18 protein-coding genes are annotated in these 17,670 nt (G+C 52.4%); 4 read left to right on the top strand and 14 right to left on the bottom strand.

What is annotated here, in order from left to right:
- Positions 1 to 15 precede the first annotated feature (15 nt).
- Positions 16 to 279, bottom strand: a complete 264-nt coding sequence (locus INF58_RS05000; RefSeq protein WP_227415026.1) for a YeaC family protein — start codon at positions 277 to 279, stop codon at positions 16 to 18.
- A gap of 56 nt (positions 280 to 335) precedes the next feature.
- The gene (msrB, locus tag INF58_RS04995; RefSeq protein WP_022647790.1) at positions 336 to 749 is read right to left on the bottom strand and encodes a peptide-methionine (R)-S-oxide reductase MsrB; all 414 of its coding nucleotides are present in this window, start codon (positions 747 to 749) and stop codon (positions 336 to 338) included.
- Between the two features lie 341 nt (positions 750 to 1,090).
- On the opposite strand from msrB, the gene gapA reads away from it, so the two are divergent.
- Positions 1,091 to 2,086, top strand: a complete 996-nt coding sequence (gapA, locus tag INF58_RS04990; protein ID WP_006809136.1) for a glyceraldehyde-3-phosphate dehydrogenase — start codon at positions 1,091 to 1,093, stop codon at positions 2,084 to 2,086.
- A gap of 75 nt (positions 2,087 to 2,161) precedes the next feature.
- Positions 2,162 to 3,052, top strand: a complete 891-nt coding sequence (locus INF58_RS04985) for a D-hexose-6-phosphate mutarotase (RefSeq protein ID WP_193527143.1) — start codon at positions 2,162 to 2,164, stop codon at positions 3,050 to 3,052.
- Positions 3,053 to 3,102: 50 nt separating this feature from the next.
- Here INF58_RS04985 and INF58_RS04980 read toward each other — a convergent pair whose 3' ends face one another.
- Positions 3,103 to 3,849 (bottom strand): MipA/OmpV family protein, encoded by a 747-nt coding sequence (locus tag INF58_RS04980; RefSeq protein ID WP_063866429.1) that lies wholly within the window; start codon positions 3,847 to 3,849, stop codon positions 3,103 to 3,105.
- Between the two features lie 432 nt (positions 3,850 to 4,281).
- Here INF58_RS04980 and yeaG point away from each other — a divergent pair, with 432 nt between their 5' ends.
- Together yeaG and INF58_RS04970 are read left to right on the top strand one after the other, a co-directional pair.
- Positions 4,282 to 6,216 carry a protein kinase YeaG gene (gene yeaG / locus INF58_RS04975; RefSeq protein WP_063449019.1) on the top strand — a complete coding sequence of 645 codons (1,935 nt, stop codon included), beginning with the start codon at positions 4,282 to 4,284 and terminating at the stop codon, positions 6,214 to 6,216.
- 68 nt (positions 6,217 to 6,284) lie between these two features.
- A complete protein-coding gene (locus tag INF58_RS04970; RefSeq protein WP_193527142.1) occupies positions 6,285 to 7,568 on the top strand; it encodes a YeaH/YhbH family protein in 1,284 nt (427 codons plus the stop codon).
- Positions 7,569 to 7,826: 258 nt separating this feature from the next.
- On the opposite strand, the gene INF58_RS04965 is transcribed toward INF58_RS04970, so the two are convergent.
- From INF58_RS04965 to INF58_RS04915, 11 genes are all read right to left on the bottom strand, one after another.
- Entirely contained in the window at positions 7,827 to 8,147 is a 321-nt protein-coding gene (locus INF58_RS04965; protein WP_049025016.1) for a hypothetical protein, read from the bottom strand.
- Complete coding sequence (locus INF58_RS04960; RefSeq protein ID WP_047737181.1) at positions 8,147 to 8,386, bottom strand: hypothetical protein; 240 nt, start codon at positions 8,384 to 8,386, stop codon at positions 8,147 to 8,149. Before INF58_RS04960 ends, INF58_RS04965 begins: the two co-directional genes overlap by 1 nt.
- An 82-nt stretch (positions 8,387 to 8,468) precedes the next feature.
- Complete coding sequence (locus tag INF58_RS04955; protein ID WP_193527141.1) at positions 8,469 to 9,824, bottom strand: phage tail protein; 1,356 nt, start codon at positions 9,822 to 9,824, stop codon at positions 8,469 to 8,471.
- Positions 9,825 to 9,883: 59 nt separating this feature from the next.
- Positions 9,884 to 10,849, bottom strand: a complete 966-nt coding sequence (locus INF58_RS04950) for a DUF6453 family protein (RefSeq protein WP_193527140.1) — start codon at positions 10,847 to 10,849, stop codon at positions 9,884 to 9,886.
- 1 nt (position 10,850) lies between these two features.
- Positions 10,851 to 14,432 (bottom strand): host specificity protein J, encoded by a 3,582-nt coding sequence (locus INF58_RS04945; RefSeq protein ID WP_193527139.1) that lies wholly within the window; start codon positions 14,430 to 14,432, stop codon positions 10,851 to 10,853.
- 53 nt (positions 14,433 to 14,485) lie between these two features.
- The gene (locus INF58_RS04940) at positions 14,486 to 15,085 is read right to left on the bottom strand and encodes a tail assembly protein (RefSeq protein WP_180240815.1); all 600 of its coding nucleotides are present in this window, start codon (positions 15,083 to 15,085) and stop codon (positions 14,486 to 14,488) included.
- Positions 15,086 to 15,141: 56 nt separating this feature from the next.
- Positions 15,142 to 15,477 carry a hypothetical protein gene (locus INF58_RS04935; protein ID WP_032622494.1) on the bottom strand — a complete coding sequence of 112 codons (336 nt, stop codon included), beginning with the start codon at positions 15,475 to 15,477 and terminating at the stop codon, positions 15,142 to 15,144.
- A 6-nt stretch (positions 15,478 to 15,483) separates the two neighbouring features.
- Positions 15,484 to 15,831 carry a hypothetical protein gene (locus INF58_RS04930; RefSeq protein WP_180240816.1) on the bottom strand — a complete coding sequence of 116 codons (348 nt, stop codon included), beginning with the start codon at positions 15,829 to 15,831 and terminating at the stop codon, positions 15,484 to 15,486.
- 32 nt (positions 15,832 to 15,863) lie between these two features.
- Positions 15,864 to 16,574, bottom strand: coding sequence for a C40 family peptidase (locus INF58_RS04925; protein WP_180240817.1), 711 nt, complete (start codon positions 16,572 to 16,574; stop codon positions 15,864 to 15,866).
- Position 16,575: 1 nt separating this feature from the next.
- Positions 16,576 to 17,334 carry a phage minor tail protein L gene (locus tag INF58_RS04920; protein ID WP_193527138.1) on the bottom strand — a complete coding sequence of 253 codons (759 nt, stop codon included), beginning with the start codon at positions 17,332 to 17,334 and terminating at the stop codon, positions 16,576 to 16,578.
- Positions 17,331 to 17,669: a phage tail protein gene (locus INF58_RS04915; protein ID WP_017384364.1), complete on the bottom strand. Its 339-nt coding sequence runs from the start codon at positions 17,667 to 17,669 to the stop codon at positions 17,331 to 17,333. Before INF58_RS04915 ends, INF58_RS04920 begins: the two co-directional genes overlap by 4 nt.
- Position 17,670: the final 1 nt, after the last annotated feature.

Genomic DNA, 17,670 nt, shown 5'->3' with positions numbered 1-17,670 from the left:
CATCAACCCGCACCGTTATTGCATTTTTATCGTCGCGATCGGCTTTGGCGTAATGCCAAACTCTTCTTTCAGCTCGCGCTTGCTCTTCATTACCATCTGGCCTTGCGTGTCGATGGTCATGTGCTGTGCGTCGGTATTGTTACGCGCCTGCCACAGCATCACCAGCTGCAAACTGTTCTCTTTTTGCTCCGGGGTTAGCGCCACGCCGTCCGGCCATTTTCCCAGCTCAACGGCCGTCACCAGACGCTGATACACCTCCGGGGTCATGCCTGCAATCATGTCATCAATATTCACGATCTCTCCCTTTCAAAGGAATAATTTGCTGAATCGTTTTTTCAACCTTTGGTCTGGTCGCCGTTTTCGTCATCGGTAAAGCTCATTGACGCCGAATTGACGCAGAAACGCTCCCCCGTCGGCTGCGGGCCGTCCGGAAAAACGTGCCCGAGATGGGCGTCACAGTTTCCGCAACGAATTTCGGTACGCACCATGCCGTGCGAGGAGTCCGTCAGGTAGCGGATCGCATCGTCGCTGACAGGCTCGTAAAAGCTCGGCCAGCCGCAGCCAGAATCATACTTAGTCTGGGAGTTAAACAGCGGTGCATCACATACCAGGCAGTGGTAGACGCCTTCCCGCTTATTGTGCAGCAGACGCCCGGTAAACGGCGGTTCTGTGCCGTGATTTTGCGTCACGTAAAACTGCATCTCTGTCAGGTTTTTTTTCAGATCGTCGGGGTTATGTTGGTTCGACATATGCTTACATCTCGCTGTTGAAACAGACATCTTTTAACCCAGATTCTAACAAAACATTAACACCCGCGCGTGCACTTTTGTTCTAAACTTATGTGTCGCGAAAAGGCGGTCAGGCAATTGTGATCAATTTCACATTTTAATCCTGTGAGGCCTTTAAAATTCCGGGCGCAGCCCCCATGTGGTTGCTAGCTCAAAGGGAAAGTGAGGCGAGTCAGTCGCACAAACGTTAGTCACAGGATTGATTTGTCGCAATGATTGACACGATTCCGCTTGACGCTGCGTAAGGTTTTTGTAATTTTACAGGCAACCTTTTATTCACTAACAAATAGCTGGTGGAATATATGACTATCAAAGTAGGTATCAACGGTTTTGGCCGTATCGGCCGTATTGTTTTCCGTGCTGCTCAGAAACGTTCTGACATCGAAATCGTTGGTATCAACGATCTCCTGGACGCTGAATACATGGCGTACATGCTGAAGTACGACTCAACTCACGGTCGTTTCGACGGCACCGTTGAAGTGAAAGACGGCCATCTGGTTGTTAACGGCAAAACCATCCGCGTTACTGCTGAGAAAGACCCAGCTAACCTGAAATGGAACGAAATCGGTGTTGACGTTGTAGCTGAAGCGACCGGTATCTTCCTGACCGACGAAACTGCACGTAAACACATCACTGCGGGCGCGAAGAAAGTTGTTCTGACTGGTCCATCCAAAGACAACACCCCAATGTTCGTTCGTGGTGCAAACTTCGAAACTTACGCTGGCCAGGACATCGTTTCCAACGCATCCTGCACCACCAACTGCCTGGCACCGCTGGCTAAAGTTATCAACGACAACTTCGGCATCATCGAAGGTCTGATGACTACCGTTCACGCTACCACCGCTACTCAGAAAACCGTTGATGGCCCGTCTCACAAAGACTGGCGCGGCGGCCGTGGCGCGGCTCAGAACATCATCCCATCTTCTACCGGTGCTGCTAAAGCAGTAGGTAAAGTACTGCCAGAACTGAATGGCAAACTGACTGGTATGGCGTTCCGCGTTCCAACTCCTAACGTATCCGTTGTTGACCTGACCGTTCGTCTGGAAAAAGCTGCTTCTTACGAAGAAATTAAGAAAGCAATCAAAGCTGCTTCCGAAGGCCCAATGAAAGGCGTTCTGGGTTATACCGAAGACGACGTTGTATCTACCGATTTCAACGGCGAAGTGTGCACTTCCGTGTTCGATGCTAAAGCAGGTATCGCACTGAACGACAACTTCGTGAAACTGGTTTCCTGGTACGACAACGAAACTGGCTACTCTAACAAAGTACTGGACCTGATCGCTCACATCTCCAAATAAGTTGAGATGAGTGCTTGATCTTAAAAGGCGACTTCGGTCGCCTTTTTTATTGTTTTTTAGACAGAGGATTGCTTAATGATTAATAAAATTTTTGCACTTCCGGTAGTCGAACAACTTACCCCTGTGCTCTCCCGCCGTCAGATTGACGGTGCCGATCTCATCGTCGTCGATCATCCGCGCGTTAAAGCCTCCGTAGCGCTCAATGGCGCCCACCTGCTCTCCTGGAAACCAGAAGGCGAAGAAGAAGGCCTGTGGCTGAGCGATGCCACCTCGTTCAAAAAAGGGGCGGCGATCCGTGGCGGCGTACCGATCTGCTGGCCATGGTTTGGCCCGTCAGCGCAGCAGGGTTTACCGTCTCACGGTTTCGCCCGTAACCAGCAGTGGACGCTGAAGGCGCATAACGAAGATGATAACGGCGCGGTGTTGACCTTTGAGCTCCAGGCGAACGATGAAACACGCGCCCTGTGGCCACACGAGTTCACTCTGTATGCCCGCTTCAAGCTGGGTAAAACCTGCGAAATTGAGCTGGAAGCGCACGGCGAATTCGAAACCACCTCCGCGCTGCACACCTATTTCAACGTAGGCGACATCCAGGCCGTTAAGGTGAGCGGACTGGGCGATACCTTCATCGACAAAGTGGATAACGCGAAAGAAGGCAAACTGGACGATGGCGTGCAGAGCTTCCCGGATCGTACCGACCGCGTTTACCTGCACCCGGAAGCCTGTAGCGTGATCCACGACAGCGCGCTGAACCGCGGTGTTGAAGTGGTTCACCACCACCACAGCAACGTGGTCGGCTGGAACCCGGGCCCGGCCCTTTCCGTCAGCATGGCGGACATCCCGGACGACGGTTACAAAACCTTCGTGTGTGTGGAAACCGCGTGTGTGACTGCCCCGCAGAAAACCAGCGAAGAAAAACCATCCCGCTTAGGCCAGACGATCAAGATTGTGAAACGTCAGGCATAACAAAAAACAAACGGGGCGCAAGCGCCCCGTTTTAATAGATAACGTTCAAATCAGAACTTGTAGGTCACACCCACGGAGAAGATGCCGGACCAGGACTTGTCGACCATCGGGCTGTCCTTCACTTCGTCGCTCAGACGGATATAACGGCCAGTACCGTATACGTTCCAGTCGCCGAGGAAGTTATAGGAGGCGGTGAGTTCCAGGTACGGATCCCAGCCATCATCAGCGCTGTAGCTATTCAGACCACTGCGGCGAGACTCAGCCTTAGACACGCCATAGTAGTAGTCATTGTAATTCTCGCTGCTGTACTGCACACCGATACCTGGCGTCAGGGTCACCGCGCCGTTGGTATAGCGATAAAGCCACGCCAGATCCCAGATGAAGCCGTTGCTGTTGTCCAGGGTATCGCCCGCCAGCGCCGTGCGCAGGAAGCCATACTGGGTGTTATGCACGTATGAAAGCCCCGCCATCAGCGAGCTTCTGCGCTTGTCCAGCTGGCGAAGCGCATTGCTGTCGCTGTCGCCTGGTTTAAAGTGCGTTGGATCGTAATAGGCCATGATGGAGAGCTTATCGGCCGTATCGTTCCACAGATAGTAGCCGCCGCCCAATCCACGGAACCAGAAGTTATCGCCTTCATAGGTGACAACGGGGACAGGATAAACGTCGCGGTCATACTGCTTGTACGGGCTGTTGATCACGCCAGCACCCGCGCCAACAGTCCACTGGCTCTCAGCCTGTACGGTGCTCGCTGCGGTCGCGGCAAGGATGCCCAATGCCAGAAGTTTGAGTTTGGTCACAATCCATTCTTTCCTGTAGTCAAATAATCAGCGGGTGAAGTGTAACCGCCATTCCCGTACATCCCAAAATTTTTTGCGCGCTAATCCGTTTGATTAACCCGTTATTTTTCATTTTTCAGATGACAACCCGCTTTCATTTATGTGAACGCTAAATGAAAAACCCCCTTTTCGCTTATAACCACAGTGGAAATTTTTGGATGAGTTATTGATATGTCATTGAAAGTAGATTTTATGCGTATGCAATTTTTGCAATTGCCATCTACGCTTTAATTTAAGAAGAGGTTTTGCTGAACACCCTGCGGTTCATAGCCTTCGACCTGGCACACAGGTTGCTGCTCTGGAGGTGAGGTGCGAAAAATTCTCTTCCGGGAGCCTCCACTACTCATACGAACGGCTCTTATCCTGTGCTAAAAAACGAAAGGACGGCATGCCATGAATATATTCGATCACTATCGCCAGCGCTATGAAGCTGCCAAGGACGAAGAGTTCACACTGCAGGAGTTTCTTACCATTTGTCGGCAAGATCGCAGTGCCTATGCCAATGCGGCAGAACGGCTATTAATGGCTATCGGTGAGCCAAACATGGTCGATACTGCCCTGGAGCCACGGCTTTCCCGTCTATTTTCGAATCGGGTGGTCGCCCGATACCCGGCGTTTGAAGAGTTCTACGGCATGGAAGACGCCATCGAGCAGATCGTCTCCTACCTGAAGCATGCCGCTCAGGGGCTGGAAGAGAAGAAGCAAATCCTTTATCTGCTGGGTCCTGTCGGCGGGGGTAAATCCTCCCTGGCTGAACGGCTGAAGGCGCTGATGCAGCGCGTGCCGATCTACGTCCTGAGCGCCAACGGCGAGCGCAGCCCGGTGAATGACCATCCGCTGTGCCTGTTTAACCCGCAGGAGGATGCGCAGATTCTGGATAAAGAGTTTGGCATTCCGCACCGCTATCTCGGCACCATCATGTCGCCGTGGGCGGCAAAACGTCTGCATGAGTTTGGTGGGGATATCACCAAATTCCGCGTCGTGAAGGTCTGGCCATCCATTCTTGAGCAGATCGCCATCGCCAAAACCGAGCCCGGTGACGAGAACAACCAGGATATCTCGGCGCTGGTGGGTAAAGTTGATATCCGTAAGCTGGAACATCACGCGCAAAACGATCCGGATGCCTACGGTTATTCCGGTGCGCTGTGCCGCGCCAACCAGGGGATTATGGAATTTGTCGAGATGTTTAAAGCACCGATTAAAGTGCTGCATCCGCTGCTGACCGCCACGCAGGAAGGCAACTACAACGGGACGGAAGGTATCTCCGCCCTGCCGTTTAACGGGATTATCCTCGCTCACTCGAACGAATCTGAGTGGGTAACCTTCCGTAACAACAAAAACAATGAGGCGTTCCTTGACCGAGTCTATATCGTCAAAGTGCCTTATTGCCTGCGGATCTCCGAAGAGATCAAGATTTATGAAAAACTGCTCAACCACAGTGAGCTAATGCATGCCCCTTGCGCGCCGGGAACCCTGGAAACGCTGTCGCGCTTCTCGATCCTGTCGCGCCTGAAAGAGCCGGAAAACTCCAGCATCTATTCCAAAATGCGCGTGTATGACGGGGAAAGCCTGAAGGATACCGACCCGAAAGCGAAATCGTACCAGGAATACCGCGATTACGCCGGGGTCGACGAAGGGATGAACGGCCTGTCGACGCGTTTTGCGTTTAAGATCCTCTCCCGGGTCTTCAACTTCGACCACGCGGAAGTGGCCGCTAACCCGGTCCATCTGTTCTACGTACTGGAACAGCAAATTGAACGCGAGCAGTTCCCGCAGGAGCAGGCTGAACGCTACCTCGAGTTCCTGAAAGGCTACCTGATCCCGAAATACGCCGAGTTCATTGGCAAAGAGATCCAGACCGCCTACCTGGAATCCTATTCCGAATACGGCCAGAACATCTTTGACCGCTACGTCACCTACGCTGACTTCTGGATCCAGGATCAGGAGTACCGCGACCCGGACACCGGCCAGCTGTTTGACCGTGAGTCCCTGAACGCGGAGCTGGAAAAAATCGAGAAGCCGGCCGGGATCAGCAACCCGAAAGACTTCCGAAACGAGATTGTGAACTTCGTGCTGCGCGCCAGAGCGCATAACAACGGCCGCAATCCAAACTGGACCAGCTACGAAAAACTGCGCACGGTTATCGAGAAGAAAATGTTCTCCAACACGGAAGAGCTGTTGCCGGTCATCTCGTTTAACGCCAAAACCTCTACCGACGAGCAGAAAAAGCACGACGATTTTGTCGACCGTATGATGGAGAAAGGCTATACCCGCAAACAGGTCCGCCTGCTCTGCGAATGGTATCTGCGCGTGCGCAAATCGTCTTAACACAAGTGCCCGGCAGCGCCTTTGCTGACCGGGCCGCTGAAAGTTGGCAAATGCAGTACGGGGGATATATGACCTGGTTTATTGACCGGCGTCTTAACGGCAAAAACAAGAGCACGGTGAATCGCCAGCGCTTCTTGCGCCGTTATAAATCGCAAATTAAACAGTCGATCTCCGAGGCCATCAACAAACGCTCGGTGACCGACGTCGACAGCGGTGAATCCGTCTCCATCCCCAACGATGACATCAGCGAACCGATGTTTCATCAGGGGCGTGGCGGCCTTCGCCATCGCGTGCACCCAGGAAATGACCACTTCGTCCAGAATGACAGAATCGAGCGGCCACAAGGCGGAGGCGGCGGTTCTGGCAGCGGTCAGGGACAAGCCAGCCAGGACGGTGAAGGCCAGGATGAGTTTGTCTTCCAGATATCTAAAGACGAGTATCTCGACCTGCTGTTTGAAGATCTGGCTCTGCCGAATCTGAAAAAGAATCAGCACCGCCAGCTTAATGAATACAAAACCCATCGCGCGGGCTATACCGCAAACGGCGTGCCCGCCAATATCAGCGTCGTGCGTTCGCTGCAAAACTCGCTGGCGCGACGTACGGCGATGACGGCGGGTAAACGGCGCGAACTGCGCGAGCTGGAAACCAGCCTGAAGGTGGTGGAAAACACGGAACCGGCGCAGCTGCTGGAAGAGGAGCGCCTGCGTAAAGAGATTGCCGAACTGCGGGCGAAGATCGACCGGGTACCGTTTATCGACACCTTCGACCTGCGCTACAAGAACTACGAAAAACGTCCGGAGCCGTCCAGCCAGGCGGTGATGTTCTGTCTGATGGACGTATCAGGCTCGATGGATCAGGCGACGAAGGATATGGCTAAGCGTTTTTATATTCTGCTCTATCTGTTCCTGAGCAGAACCTATAAGAACGTGGAGGTGGTCTACATTCGCCATCATACTCAGGCAAAAGAGGTGGATGAACATGAGTTCTTCTACTCGCAGGAGACCGGTGGGACCATCGTGTCGAGCGCCCTGAAGCTGATGGATGAGGTGGTGAAGGAGCGCTACGATCCGGCGCAGTGGAACATCTATGCCGCGCAGGCATCGGATGGTGATAACTGGGCGGATGACTCGCCGCTGTGTCATGAAATTCTGGCGAAGAAGATCCTGCCGGTGGTGCGTTACTACAGCTACATTGAAATTACCCGTCGTGCCCACCAGACGCTGTGGCGTGAATATGAGCATCTGCAAGCAATGTTCGATAACTTCGCGATGCAGCACATTCGTGACCAGGATGACATCTATCCGGTCTTCCGGGAACTGTTCCAGAAGCAGAGTTCTTCAACCTCCAATTAAATGTTATTAATCAGCCAGTTAACCATGTTTTTCTGGCTGATTTTATTGCATTTTCATCCTTAAATTTCACTATATTTTTCATTCGCTTAGCTTTTATTTTGGGGAATGCGATTTTGAAGAAGTGATTATGCAAAACTTCCTTTGAGCTTTAGGATGGCCATCATGCGATGGAGGCAAAATCCTATCGTGCCGACCAAACTACACAAAAAACCAGCCGCTTATGGCTGGTTTTTTTCAGTGACGCATGGGGAACTTTATCTATATTGCAGGGCAATCATCATCTAATGCACGATTGATGAAGAACGTCACCCTACCCAGCACTTCCACTTCTTCAAGCGCTGATCCCTCAATCGCTTCACCATCATCCGTAATGAGCGCCTTGCCCATGAGTTTTGCAAATTGTGTGTGGCCGTCGCACAAAATTAACAATACATCTCCAGGCGTCTTTTTCATTGCTGGCTCTATGACCGCAAACCCCATATCAGTTTCGAGCACCCTACTATCCGCCCCGATGTTGCACAGGATTGCTGGGGACAGTTGACGCTCAACATAATCAGCAGCTGGTGATGCGAAACCCATCAGTGTACCCTCCCCATGTTACGCAGGATCCAGTAACGATTGTCGCTACCGTCTGTCGTTTTATCAGCGAAACCTGGTTGGTTGCGCTCTATCCACTTATTTGCATCGTCACGGGTAAAGTGCCAGTTAAAACCACGCAACTTTTGTATGAAGCGGTCTGTTCTCAGGTAGCGGTAGCCCTTTGGGTTAAGCTCTATGGCCGCAATAAAGGCGGCTTGAATATCTGAATTTCGGGGCATAATCTGCACTCCCTTTATTACTGTGTTTATATACAGTAGTTTTAAATGGAATGCAGATCAATTTGGGTTCGCCTATTAATTTTTAAGGCTGAATGACTGCTGGCTGCTCTGTCAGTTCCAGAGAAGCTTCAGAAGATCTTGTATTCCAGATGCTATCCTCAGGCATGTCGAGGCGTACGTCGATCCAACTGTTGGCCGGAACATCCATAGGAGCCCCTTTTGTTTTGACGATCTCCCCTTCATCGCTCAGCATATATTTCCGCTTAAAAAGCCGAATTGTCAGCCCGCCGCTTTCGGTTTGCTCTGCTTCAACAACACCCAGTTCTCCCATTCCACCCGGATCCATTGGCGGCAGCAATTGCCAGCCTTCTGATGCCAGGCCTGCCGAGCCGATAAGAACATACACCCCAACATCCAGCCGCGAGATTTTGATCCCTTCAGCCTCGGCGTTCGCCGTACCGCAGCCGCACCAGGTGAAGCCTACTTCGTCAACATCGGTACGCTGGTTCTCTTCCTGAGATTTCACGATTCTGGCGATCGGAGATGCCGCCTTAAGCGTTCCGTCGCTGGCTTTCGTGGTGTTCTGCGTCGAATAAATGGTGTGCGTCGTTGAGAACCCGACGTTAGCATTGCCCTGAATTGTTCCATTGCCCTGACGATACTTCAGTCCTTGGGAGGTTGAGGCAAGCTGCCATGACGTGTAGCCGCCACCCGATGAATCCTGCCAGCCACGGAGTGTTAACATGCCCGTGTAAGTATCAACTCCGCTGCCTCCACCCCAGCCATTCCCTCCAAGCTGTATGCCAAAAGACATGCCGAGCGGATATTGTGAAATACCATCATAAGAGGCAAGGTTCCTGTAATCGCGATGAACCTGGGCCATAACAGCGGCTCCGTTTATGTACGATGACACCGGAGCAAACTGGCTATCAACGTCTCGTGTAGCGCTGTTTCCCAATTCGAGGTTTGTGCGAGCGCCAGCGGCATTTGTTGCCCCGGTCCCGCCGTCCGTAACTCCAACCGCCCCATTGCTCCCTTTCTGGACCATTTTGCCGATCGCCGGAATGGTTACACGAGCGCCGTTGATGGTAACGGTGATGTTCTGGTTTGCTGAGGTAGTGGCGAACGTCTCCCACGCGCCGATGTTCTCGTCATACTCGTTGATGAGCTGAGACATGCTCTGCGCCAGGCCGTCGACCGAGAGACTATCAGTAACAAGAATGCCGTACTTCTGGCCGCTCAGCGCCGGAGACGCGGCAGGCGTAACCGTCAGTGACGTCGCACTGTTGATGGCGGTGATCTGAAACATCTGTACCGGGTTAGAAAGAACAAACAACGTCTGGTCAACCCGAATCTGGCTGGCCGGTGCCGTCCAGTTCGTGCCGGTGCCGGTGGCTGTATTTCCGTTAATGGCGATGGTGCCAGTGTTATAAAGCATATTTTCTCCAGGCAATAAAAAACCCCGCCGGAGCGGGGTTGATTAAAAAGACAGTTTATTCAGACGTACATATCAGGAAGAACGGGAAGGTTCAGTGGCGTTACCGTGTCATTACCAAAAATTGCATACCGCTCGCGCCCCAGATATTTCCCACCCTGAACTGAAGCGCTGCCGTTCTGTATTTTTATTCCGAACATTCGATACACGTACATGCCATTAACTTCGTGAGCCATCAGCCCGAATCTGCCCAGCGGAACATACCCGCCGCCGATGCTCACGGCATTTTTTGAAGGCGTCCAGAGCTGGTTGAGGTAGACGAAAGGCCGCTTTGTCGTTGAAAACGTGCAGGCCCCGGCTGCATTGAAGATGTTGAGCCCGGTGCCCGGCTGCGGCGCCACGCCACTGGCAAAGATGACAATATCTATCGTGCCGGTCGTTGGAGCATCATCGTTGGTGGATGGAGGGCTGAAGAACCTGACCGTGTTGCCATCGAAATCGACGGTGTTGCCGCTATTGCAGCGCCCAAAGACAATATATTTGGACTTGTCGTACCCCGCTATCGTGGGAACTGCCCAGCCGCCAGTGGGAACATTGACGGTCCCCTTCCAGATACACTGTCCTGACTGCGTGGCATTGGTTATTGAAGTGAAGTCAGTGCTGTTGCTGATGAGAAGACCCACACCACTACGCTGGCCTGACGGAAATATCTGCCAGAGGCTACCGGGGAACGTGTACGTACTTTCACGCTCACTGATGCTTACATCCTTCATCGTGGAGTTCTGCGTCACGCGGCCACCGGATATGGTGACCGAGTTCATTTTATGAAGCAGCCCTGAATCAAGATAAGCCGTCGCGTGAGGGATAAACAGCACCTGCGCCCCGGAAACATAACCGGCAACATCAGCGTACTTGGCTTTCTGGTAGCCACTGTCAAAGTTGGCCCCAAACGACGGGCATCGCAGGCCCGCAGTTATCTCCATGCGCTTTCCGCCGTCATTTAGTTCTATCAGTAGTCCTGTCGGCATTTTATGTCCACGTCCCCAGTACGATGCGGCCGCCACCCGGAATATTAATGGTTACCCCATTACCATTAATCACCGTTGTGTTGCCGGAGCCATTGAAAGAAAAATTACCGTTTGTGGCGTAAATCGAGCCGCGAACGGTCACGTTGTTGAACGTCGCGTAGCCTGATTTGTTGATATGCCAGCCAACGTTCCCGGTGCCGTCCCAGGTTGTCGACTGGATGTAGCTGCCGATTTTGGTATTGTCGATAGTCCCTTCACCGATCACTGTATTCCGGATAATGGTTTGTCCGTTCTGAATAACGAACGGAAGCGTGACCTGTGCTCCTGCCTGGTGAGTAACGGCGAAGCGGTCAGCCAGGAAGATAACCTGCGACTGCATGCCGGACGGCGTATTCTCCACGCCGATCCCCATCCCTGCCGCGTAATACTGACCATTGCTGGACATCCCGACCTTGATGCTGTACATCGCCTTCAGGTCTCCGTTAACGTTCGCAATGGCCTGCGCGTTGGTGGTGATCGCTGAAGTGTGCCCATTGACGGTTGCCGTGATGCTGTTTACCTGCGTGGCCATAGCCTGCTGGTAATCCGAGAACGTCTGGTTAAGGCTGTTGATGGATGCCTTGTTGCCGTTCACGTCAGTTTGCAAACTCAGCAGCGAACGCGCCGTTGCCTCCTTCTCGTTGACGATCACCTCATCAATACGGTCCAGCTGCGCGCTGTTACCGGCGACCGATGCAGACAGTGTTTTGCGCGCCGCCACCTGCGCCAGGTTGCCCTGAATAATCGCGATGGCGGAGTTCTTAACTCCCCCCGCCATGCCGTCCACAGACACGTTTATGCTATCAATTCGCTGACCCAGTGCGGTATCGGCCATCGCCACTGTCTGCTCAAGCTCGCTCAGAGAAGAAGACACATTTCCGACCGTGCTCGACAGGTTTGTAACGCTGGTCTGAACTTTCCCAATATCCTGGGCGTTTTTGGCGATTTCCTGCGCCTGTTGCGCCAGTTCGTCATTGGCCTGTTTGATGTCGTCAGCCATGCCAGCAATTTTTTCATTGCTGTCCACCGCGTTCTCGATCAGGTCTTTGAACGTATCGGAGCCTTTCATGTCCTCCAGGATTGCATCGGTGATATCGGATACATCGATGCTGGCCTGCCCGCGCACAAAGTCTGTATACCCTGACTCGTTTCCGCTGCGGTCCACCAGCTGCGCGCGGTACCAGAAAATTTGCCCTGCCTTAAGGCCCATCTGCTGATACTTGCGCTGCGGATAGGGTACGTCTGCCAGCAGCATCGCATCGTCTTCCGTCCCGGTCAGGCTATACTGAATTTCCGTCTTCAGCGTGTCGTCGGTGTTCGCCGGGAACCCCCAGCTCAGCTCGATACCGAAAACCACATTATCAGAAGCGATGAAGCCGACCGGTTTCGGCGGATTGCCCACTTTCCCCGTCAGCGTTTTCTCTTCTGAATAGCCCCATCCGGACGAGATTTCTGCGGCATTGATGGCGCGTACACGTACCAGGTAGCGCCCGGCATATATCCCCGGCACGTCGAATGACGTGGTGGAGCTGCGCGGCACGTTAACCCAGTTCCCGTCGTTGCGGCGCCATTGCGCTTCATAGGCGATAGCGTTCTGCGCCTGGTCCCAGCTCACGCGCATCGTTTCGACGCTGATATTCTGCTGCACCACTGAAAACGAACTGATTACGATGTTGTCTGGCGGCGACTGGTTGCCCGGCGGGATCACACTCACCGGCCGCTGGTCAATGATGGCTCCGGTATCGATTCGGGCATATTTATCCGGATCGTGCCATGCACCGGTAATGGTGAAAGTGCCATCATCGTTATCAGCGACACTCACAACACGATACTGCTGCGCGTAGAGTTCGTTTGACTCAACCACCCAGACAGCTTCGGCCTGAGGCGTCTCACTGTACGCGGTGGTGACTGTGACCGATTCACCGTTAACCGCCTGAATGGTCCTGCTCTGTGACGCTCCGGAGGGAAGGTTGAGGATAAGGCGATCACCTGCTGCTGCATCAGCCACACGGTCAAGTTTGATAACGCGACCATTAACGGCGCTAATGCGGCCGCCCATAACCTTTCCGGAAAGCAGCTCGTCTGCCACAGCGATGATATAGCCAGGCTGCGGTATGTTTCCGTCCAGCCCGACATCGAACGAAACAACGCGATCCTTGTTGTTGGTGAGAATACCCCAGCGCCCCTTTCGGTTCGCTTCTGACTGTCTGGTACAGCCTATGGCTGTCATTTCCAGCTGATTGAAGCCGTACCGCGCCACCAGCGCTTGCTCGAATACGGGTTCCATCGCGTCAGCGTAGGCGTTACCGGGATCGGACCATGAAACCAGCGCTGTAGTGTAGCGGGTTTTCGTGGTGCTGCTTGAATAGGTGAAGCGACCGCCAACAACGTTAGCGCGCGTGTAGCTGTAATCCACATCACGGGGCATATCGGCCAGAGCAACGATCTGATCGCCACCCCAGTACGTCATGCCACGGAAAATGGCAGCAAAATCACGTAGGACTGTGTAAGCGTCGTTCCGGTCCTGAATGTACACGTTGCAGGTATAGCGTGGTTCTGTTCCATCGCCACCCTTACCGTCCGGTACCATCTGATCGCAATACTGGGCAACCTGATAAAGCGTCCATTTATCGATGTTAGCAGCAGTCAAACGGTGACCGAGGCCGAACCGGTCAGAAACAACCAGATCGTAAAAAATCCACGCAGGATTATCCGTCCATGCCCACTTAAACGCCCCGGTCCATGTCCCGCTGTAAGATCGGGTTTCTGGGTCGTAAGTATCAGGAACGCGAATAACGCGGCCACGAGGCTCACAGGAGATCTGAGGTATAGAACCATTAAACTGGCTGGAGTCGAATTCAATGTACAGCAGCGCGGTGTTCGGATATCGCAATTTCGCATCAATCACCTCAGTGAAGCTCTGTAGCGTCATCGTGTCGCCGATTTTCGCGCTGTTGGCGTCAGCGGTAATTTTGCGTAGTCTAATTGTCCAGGTGCTGCCCGCCTGAGGTAAATCAATACGGTGGCTACGCTCATAACCTGAGGTCGTTTTCCCGGTCACACTGGTATTGAGGACTGTCTGCCATGTCCCGCCGTCCGTCTGCAAGTCAATCGCATAATTAACCGAGTAACCAACCAGATCGCCATCGTCCTCCTGCTTGAAAAGCGAAGGCCATTTCAGGCGTAAACGAACCGCCGAAAGCTGTGTATTGGTGAAGGTTCGTGTCCACGCTGTAGCGCTCGTTACCTCGGTTCCCACGCTGATTTCGTTTTCGGTACCGGGAATGCCCTGAATGTACTTCTGGGCCTGCGTACCAGAGCGAAATTCCCACGTCACGCCGCTGAAGTTTTGGGAGCCGTCGGCGTTCTCCAGCGCCGTTCCGTCCAGGTAGATATCTTTGCCGGTGAGCTGTCCAGCCAACTCCCCTTCCCCAAGCGCAACGAGGATCTTTGCCTTCGCTACAGATTGCAGATCATCAGGCTGTTCGGTAGGAGTTCGGGAACTGGAGCTCCCCCCTTTTCGTCCGGTAATTTTATTCGCCATATCGCGCCCATAAAAAAAGCCACCCGAAGGTGGCTTGTAAAAAGGTTTGTTATCTACTGCTGATCTTCGACATAAATCCCGGCGGAAATAATTGCCCCGCCGATTCGCCGGCGGCCGTAAAGGAGCGGAACCGGGTAACCCTGTGCGGCGGTATTTGTCACCCCGCCAAACGCATACGATGCACGGTTATCTGCGCTTTGTTTACTGGCTAAACCTGTAGGCTGAGGAGATAACATTTGAACAACTCCACCAGCGATCATAGCTGCACCAAACTTCGCGGCTCCGTAGCCAACAGCAGATAGTGTTCCACCAGAAAGCATCCCAACAGCAATCCCCGCAACGACAAGAACAGCCCCAAGAATTGTCTGTAAAACTCCAGCCTTTTTACTTCCGATCACTACAGGGACAATTCGAATAACCTCACCAGTTACCGGAAAACCAAAATCATCTTTTCCGATATTTTTTTTATCTTTAAAGACGGCGTAGGTAAGGCCCCTTTCTTTGCTGGTTATCAAAAACTTCTCCAGCCCGTCTATTGTTTTTGTAAGAGAGTTGATCGCCTCTGCGGTTGTTCTTATTAGGCGATGGTGAACCTTCCCGTAGGTTTTCCCCAAAACACCGCCGAGCTCAATTCGAGTCATAACCTCTGACATTTTCATTCTCCATAAAAAAAGCCACCCGAAGGTGGCTTAGATTATTTTTGGCTTTTTCAAAGACATGATCTGGCGGCCGTAGCCCAGTGGTCGTTCCATCCTTTCGCGACGGCATAAACCTTTATATCGCTTCCACCTGTCGCTGATTTATCTATATTCACTACTGAAAGAGCACCGAATATATCGTCCGATGCTGTGATTTTGTATCCTGACTCAGTGGGTATGCTGGAACTTGAAGAACGTAGCTCCACCCATTTAGGGGCAAGGCAACGGTTAACTTCATCAACAGTTTTTGTTGAATGCTCTGACAGAATAGGTTTTTGTTCTTCCAATGAGGAAACAGAACAACCCATCAGCAGGAAGATAAAAATTGGGAGAATAATCTTTTTCATCACACATCAGTCCTTTTGACAGATTGACTCATAGGAATCAATTTTCTTTTGGTCTTGGTCATTAATAATGATGATTGGTCCATGATCATTGACCTTTCCATCTTTGACCTCAATCCGCACATAATATGGTTTTTTACCCGTGTATGCGCCGTATGAATTTTTTGCATTCACATAACCGCAAACATATCCAGTATTTTCACCAAAATCACGGAAAAATGATTCAAACTTAGCGCTGTCCGGATCTTTGAGGGTGTCTTTGACTAAGGACTCCCCCATGTCAATGAAATCCTTTTCAGAAGGTGTACAACTAACCACAATCAGGCTACACGCCAATATCGAAAGAAATTTCCTCATATCCCTAACCCCTTTTTTCGTTTTGCAAAAGGTTAGCACAGAGATTTGTAACGTAGAATCTTCATCGTTCGTTCCTGCCAGTAACCGCCATACGGCACGCGCTGACTCAGGTGACCGTACAGGTGGTGCAGCAGCATATTGCCCTCCAGCAGTATACCCGCGTGGTTCCACTTATCAGCCTGCACCTGCATGATCACCATATCGCCAGGTTTCGGCGGCCCGTCGAATTCACGGAATCCGCACTCGTACCAGCAATCCTGATAGAAGTTGTCCGGATATTCGTTTTCCCACCAGGGATAATCAACCCGGTAATCGTGGAGTTCGATACCATGCGTTTGCCGGAAATAGCTCATTACCAGCCCCCAGCAGTCAAAGTGACCAAGTACAAACGGGCGCTCCAGCAGTGGCAACTCTCCGCGCGGCTGAATGGTGCGTAAATCCCCCTCGGGCCAGCTCACGATATGCCAGGGTAAAAGCGTTGCGTCGCATTGCGCTTTATCCAGTTCGCTCGGCTGCGTAGTGGCGTCAGGGTGGCTGTGAACGATGGCGATCACCGTACCCCAGTCCTCAGCAGCTGCGTAATCTTCCGGACAGAGGACAAAATTTTCCTCCGGCGCCACGGCAAGATTCCGGCAAGGAAAATAACGTTCAACGCGGCTTTTCTGCGCCACCACACCACAGCACTCACGAGGATATTCAGCGGCGGCATGCGCCATAATTGCATCAATGGTTTTCTGACGCATATCAGCTCCTGATCAGCGACGTACCCGGGAACCCACCAAACGAGAGTTCGTTGCTTTCACCGAACCGAAGTTTGCAGGCCGTCAGCGTGCCGTTGCACTCATCCAGTGACGGATCGCTTACCGGGTTGTTGTTTTTGTCGAAATAGCGCGTACCGGCATAGTCGCAGCCGTCGCCTGTGCGGTACTTATTACGAATGCACCATGTGCACAGGGAATGAAGCTGCCGCGTGGGGATCATTTGCCCCTGAAGATCCATAGGGCTGGACAGTACAAACTCGATGGTTTCGCCAGCAAGCTCGGTCGTTTTCCCGTCGATATACCAGACCTGAAGTTTCTCCTGATTCGGATCTGCTGTAGGGTTACCGCCTGCGAAGTTTTTCGCATCGAGATATTTTGCCTTTGTGTCGTGAATAGTGACCTTGGCCTGTAGCAAATCGTCGTATGCAAGACACAGGGCAGAAATAGAGCTTTCGATGTTCGCGACCGTCAGTGATGGCGTCGCATTGCTGCCACTGGTCGATTTCTCCAGCCCTTCCAGCTGATACGGCCAGGCGGAATATTCATTACCCTGCCACCAGATTGGTTTCGCCGGGAGCTTGGCCTCATCCCCGCCGGCGGCGACTATTTCCGCTTCGGTGTGGGGAATGTTGTAATTGTGAAAGCGGAGAACTTCCGTCAGTCCAAAAGAAGAACCGTCCACCTCAATCAGGCGAACGTCGTTCCCTGATTCCAGCTTCTGATAGTCTGCGTTTAAGCTCATGGTTTAAATGCCTGGATGAATGTTGCTTCAAGGTTGAATTTCCCAGCACCGAGCCCGGTGGGTTTATACGTTTCGCAACGATACAAACCCAAAGGTTCGAGCGGTGGCTTCCACTGAAAGGCTTTCGTCCCTTCATGCCTGTCGAGAAAAGATTTAATGGCGGAAATGTAGGTTTCGTTGCCAGTAAAGTTGAGCGTCCACTGCTGGGTTCTGGTATTCAATCCATCCCCTGAAACCTGCTCATATCCATCACCAAACTGTGCTTTCCTGACGCGGAAATTTATATCTGCCTCAGCGTTAATTCGTGGGCACCAGGTGAAAGTTTCGATAGCCATT

The organism is Enterobacter cloacae complex sp. P24RS (genome assembly GCF_014982165.1).
GTDB classification, from domain to species: Bacteria; Pseudomonadota; Gammaproteobacteria; order Enterobacterales; family Enterobacteriaceae; genus Enterobacter; species Enterobacter quasihormaechei.
This window is presented reverse-complemented; position numbering and strand designations above follow the sequence as displayed.

Excerpts from the sequence above, each read along its gene's own strand:
- INF58_RS04945 (WP_193527139.1), bottom strand. The coding sequence starts at position 14,432 with ATGGCGAATAAAATTACCGGACGAAAAGGGGGGAGCTCCAGTTCCCGA.
- INF58_RS04930 (WP_180240816.1), bottom strand. The coding sequence starts at position 15,831 with ATGAGGAAATTTCTTTCGATATTGGCGTGTAGCCTGATTGTGGTTAGT.
- gapA (WP_006809136.1), top strand. The coding sequence starts at position 1,091 with ATGACTATCAAAGTAGGTATCAACGGTTTTGGCCGTATCGGCCGTATT.
- INF58_RS04965 (WP_049025016.1), bottom strand. The coding sequence starts at position 8,147 with ATGGGTTTCGCATCACCAGCTGCTGATTATGTTGAGCGTCAACTGTCC.
- INF58_RS04970 (WP_193527142.1), top strand. The coding sequence starts at position 6,285 with ATGACCTGGTTTATTGACCGGCGTCTTAACGGCAAAAACAAGAGCACG.
- INF58_RS04960 (WP_047737181.1), bottom strand. The coding sequence starts at position 8,386 with ATGCCCCGAAATTCAGATATTCAAGCCGCCTTTATTGCGGCCATAGAG.
- INF58_RS04985 (WP_193527143.1), top strand. The coding sequence starts at position 2,162 with ATGATTAATAAAATTTTTGCACTTCCGGTAGTCGAACAACTTACCCCT.
- msrB (WP_022647790.1), bottom strand. The coding sequence starts at position 749 with ATGTCGAACCAACATAACCCCGACGATCTGAAAAAAAACCTGACAGAG.
- INF58_RS04915 (WP_017384364.1), bottom strand. The coding sequence starts at position 17,669 with ATGGCTATCGAAACTTTCACCTGGTGCCCACGAATTAACGCTGAGGCA.
- INF58_RS05000 (WP_227415026.1), bottom strand. The coding sequence starts at position 279 with ATGATTGCAGGCATGACCCCGGAGGTGTATCAGCGTCTGGTGACGGCC.
- INF58_RS04935 (WP_032622494.1), bottom strand. The coding sequence starts at position 15,477 with ATGAAAAAGATTATTCTCCCAATTTTTATCTTCCTGCTGATGGGTTGT.
- INF58_RS04950 (WP_193527140.1), bottom strand. The coding sequence starts at position 10,849 with ATGCCGACAGGACTACTGATAGAACTAAATGACGGCGGAAAGCGCATG.
- INF58_RS04940 (WP_180240815.1), bottom strand. The coding sequence starts at position 15,085 with ATGTCAGAGGTTATGACTCGAATTGAGCTCGGCGGTGTTTTGGGGAAA.
- INF58_RS04920 (WP_193527138.1), bottom strand. The coding sequence starts at position 17,334 with ATGAGCTTAAACGCAGACTATCAGAAGCTGGAATCAGGGAACGACGTT.
- yeaG (WP_063449019.1), top strand. The coding sequence starts at position 4,282 with ATGAATATATTCGATCACTATCGCCAGCGCTATGAAGCTGCCAAGGAC.
- INF58_RS04955 (WP_193527141.1), bottom strand. The coding sequence starts at position 9,824 with ATGCTTTATAACACTGGCACCATCGCCATTAACGGAAATACAGCCACC.
- INF58_RS04925 (WP_180240817.1), bottom strand. The coding sequence starts at position 16,574 with ATGCGTCAGAAAACCATTGATGCAATTATGGCGCATGCCGCCGCTGAA.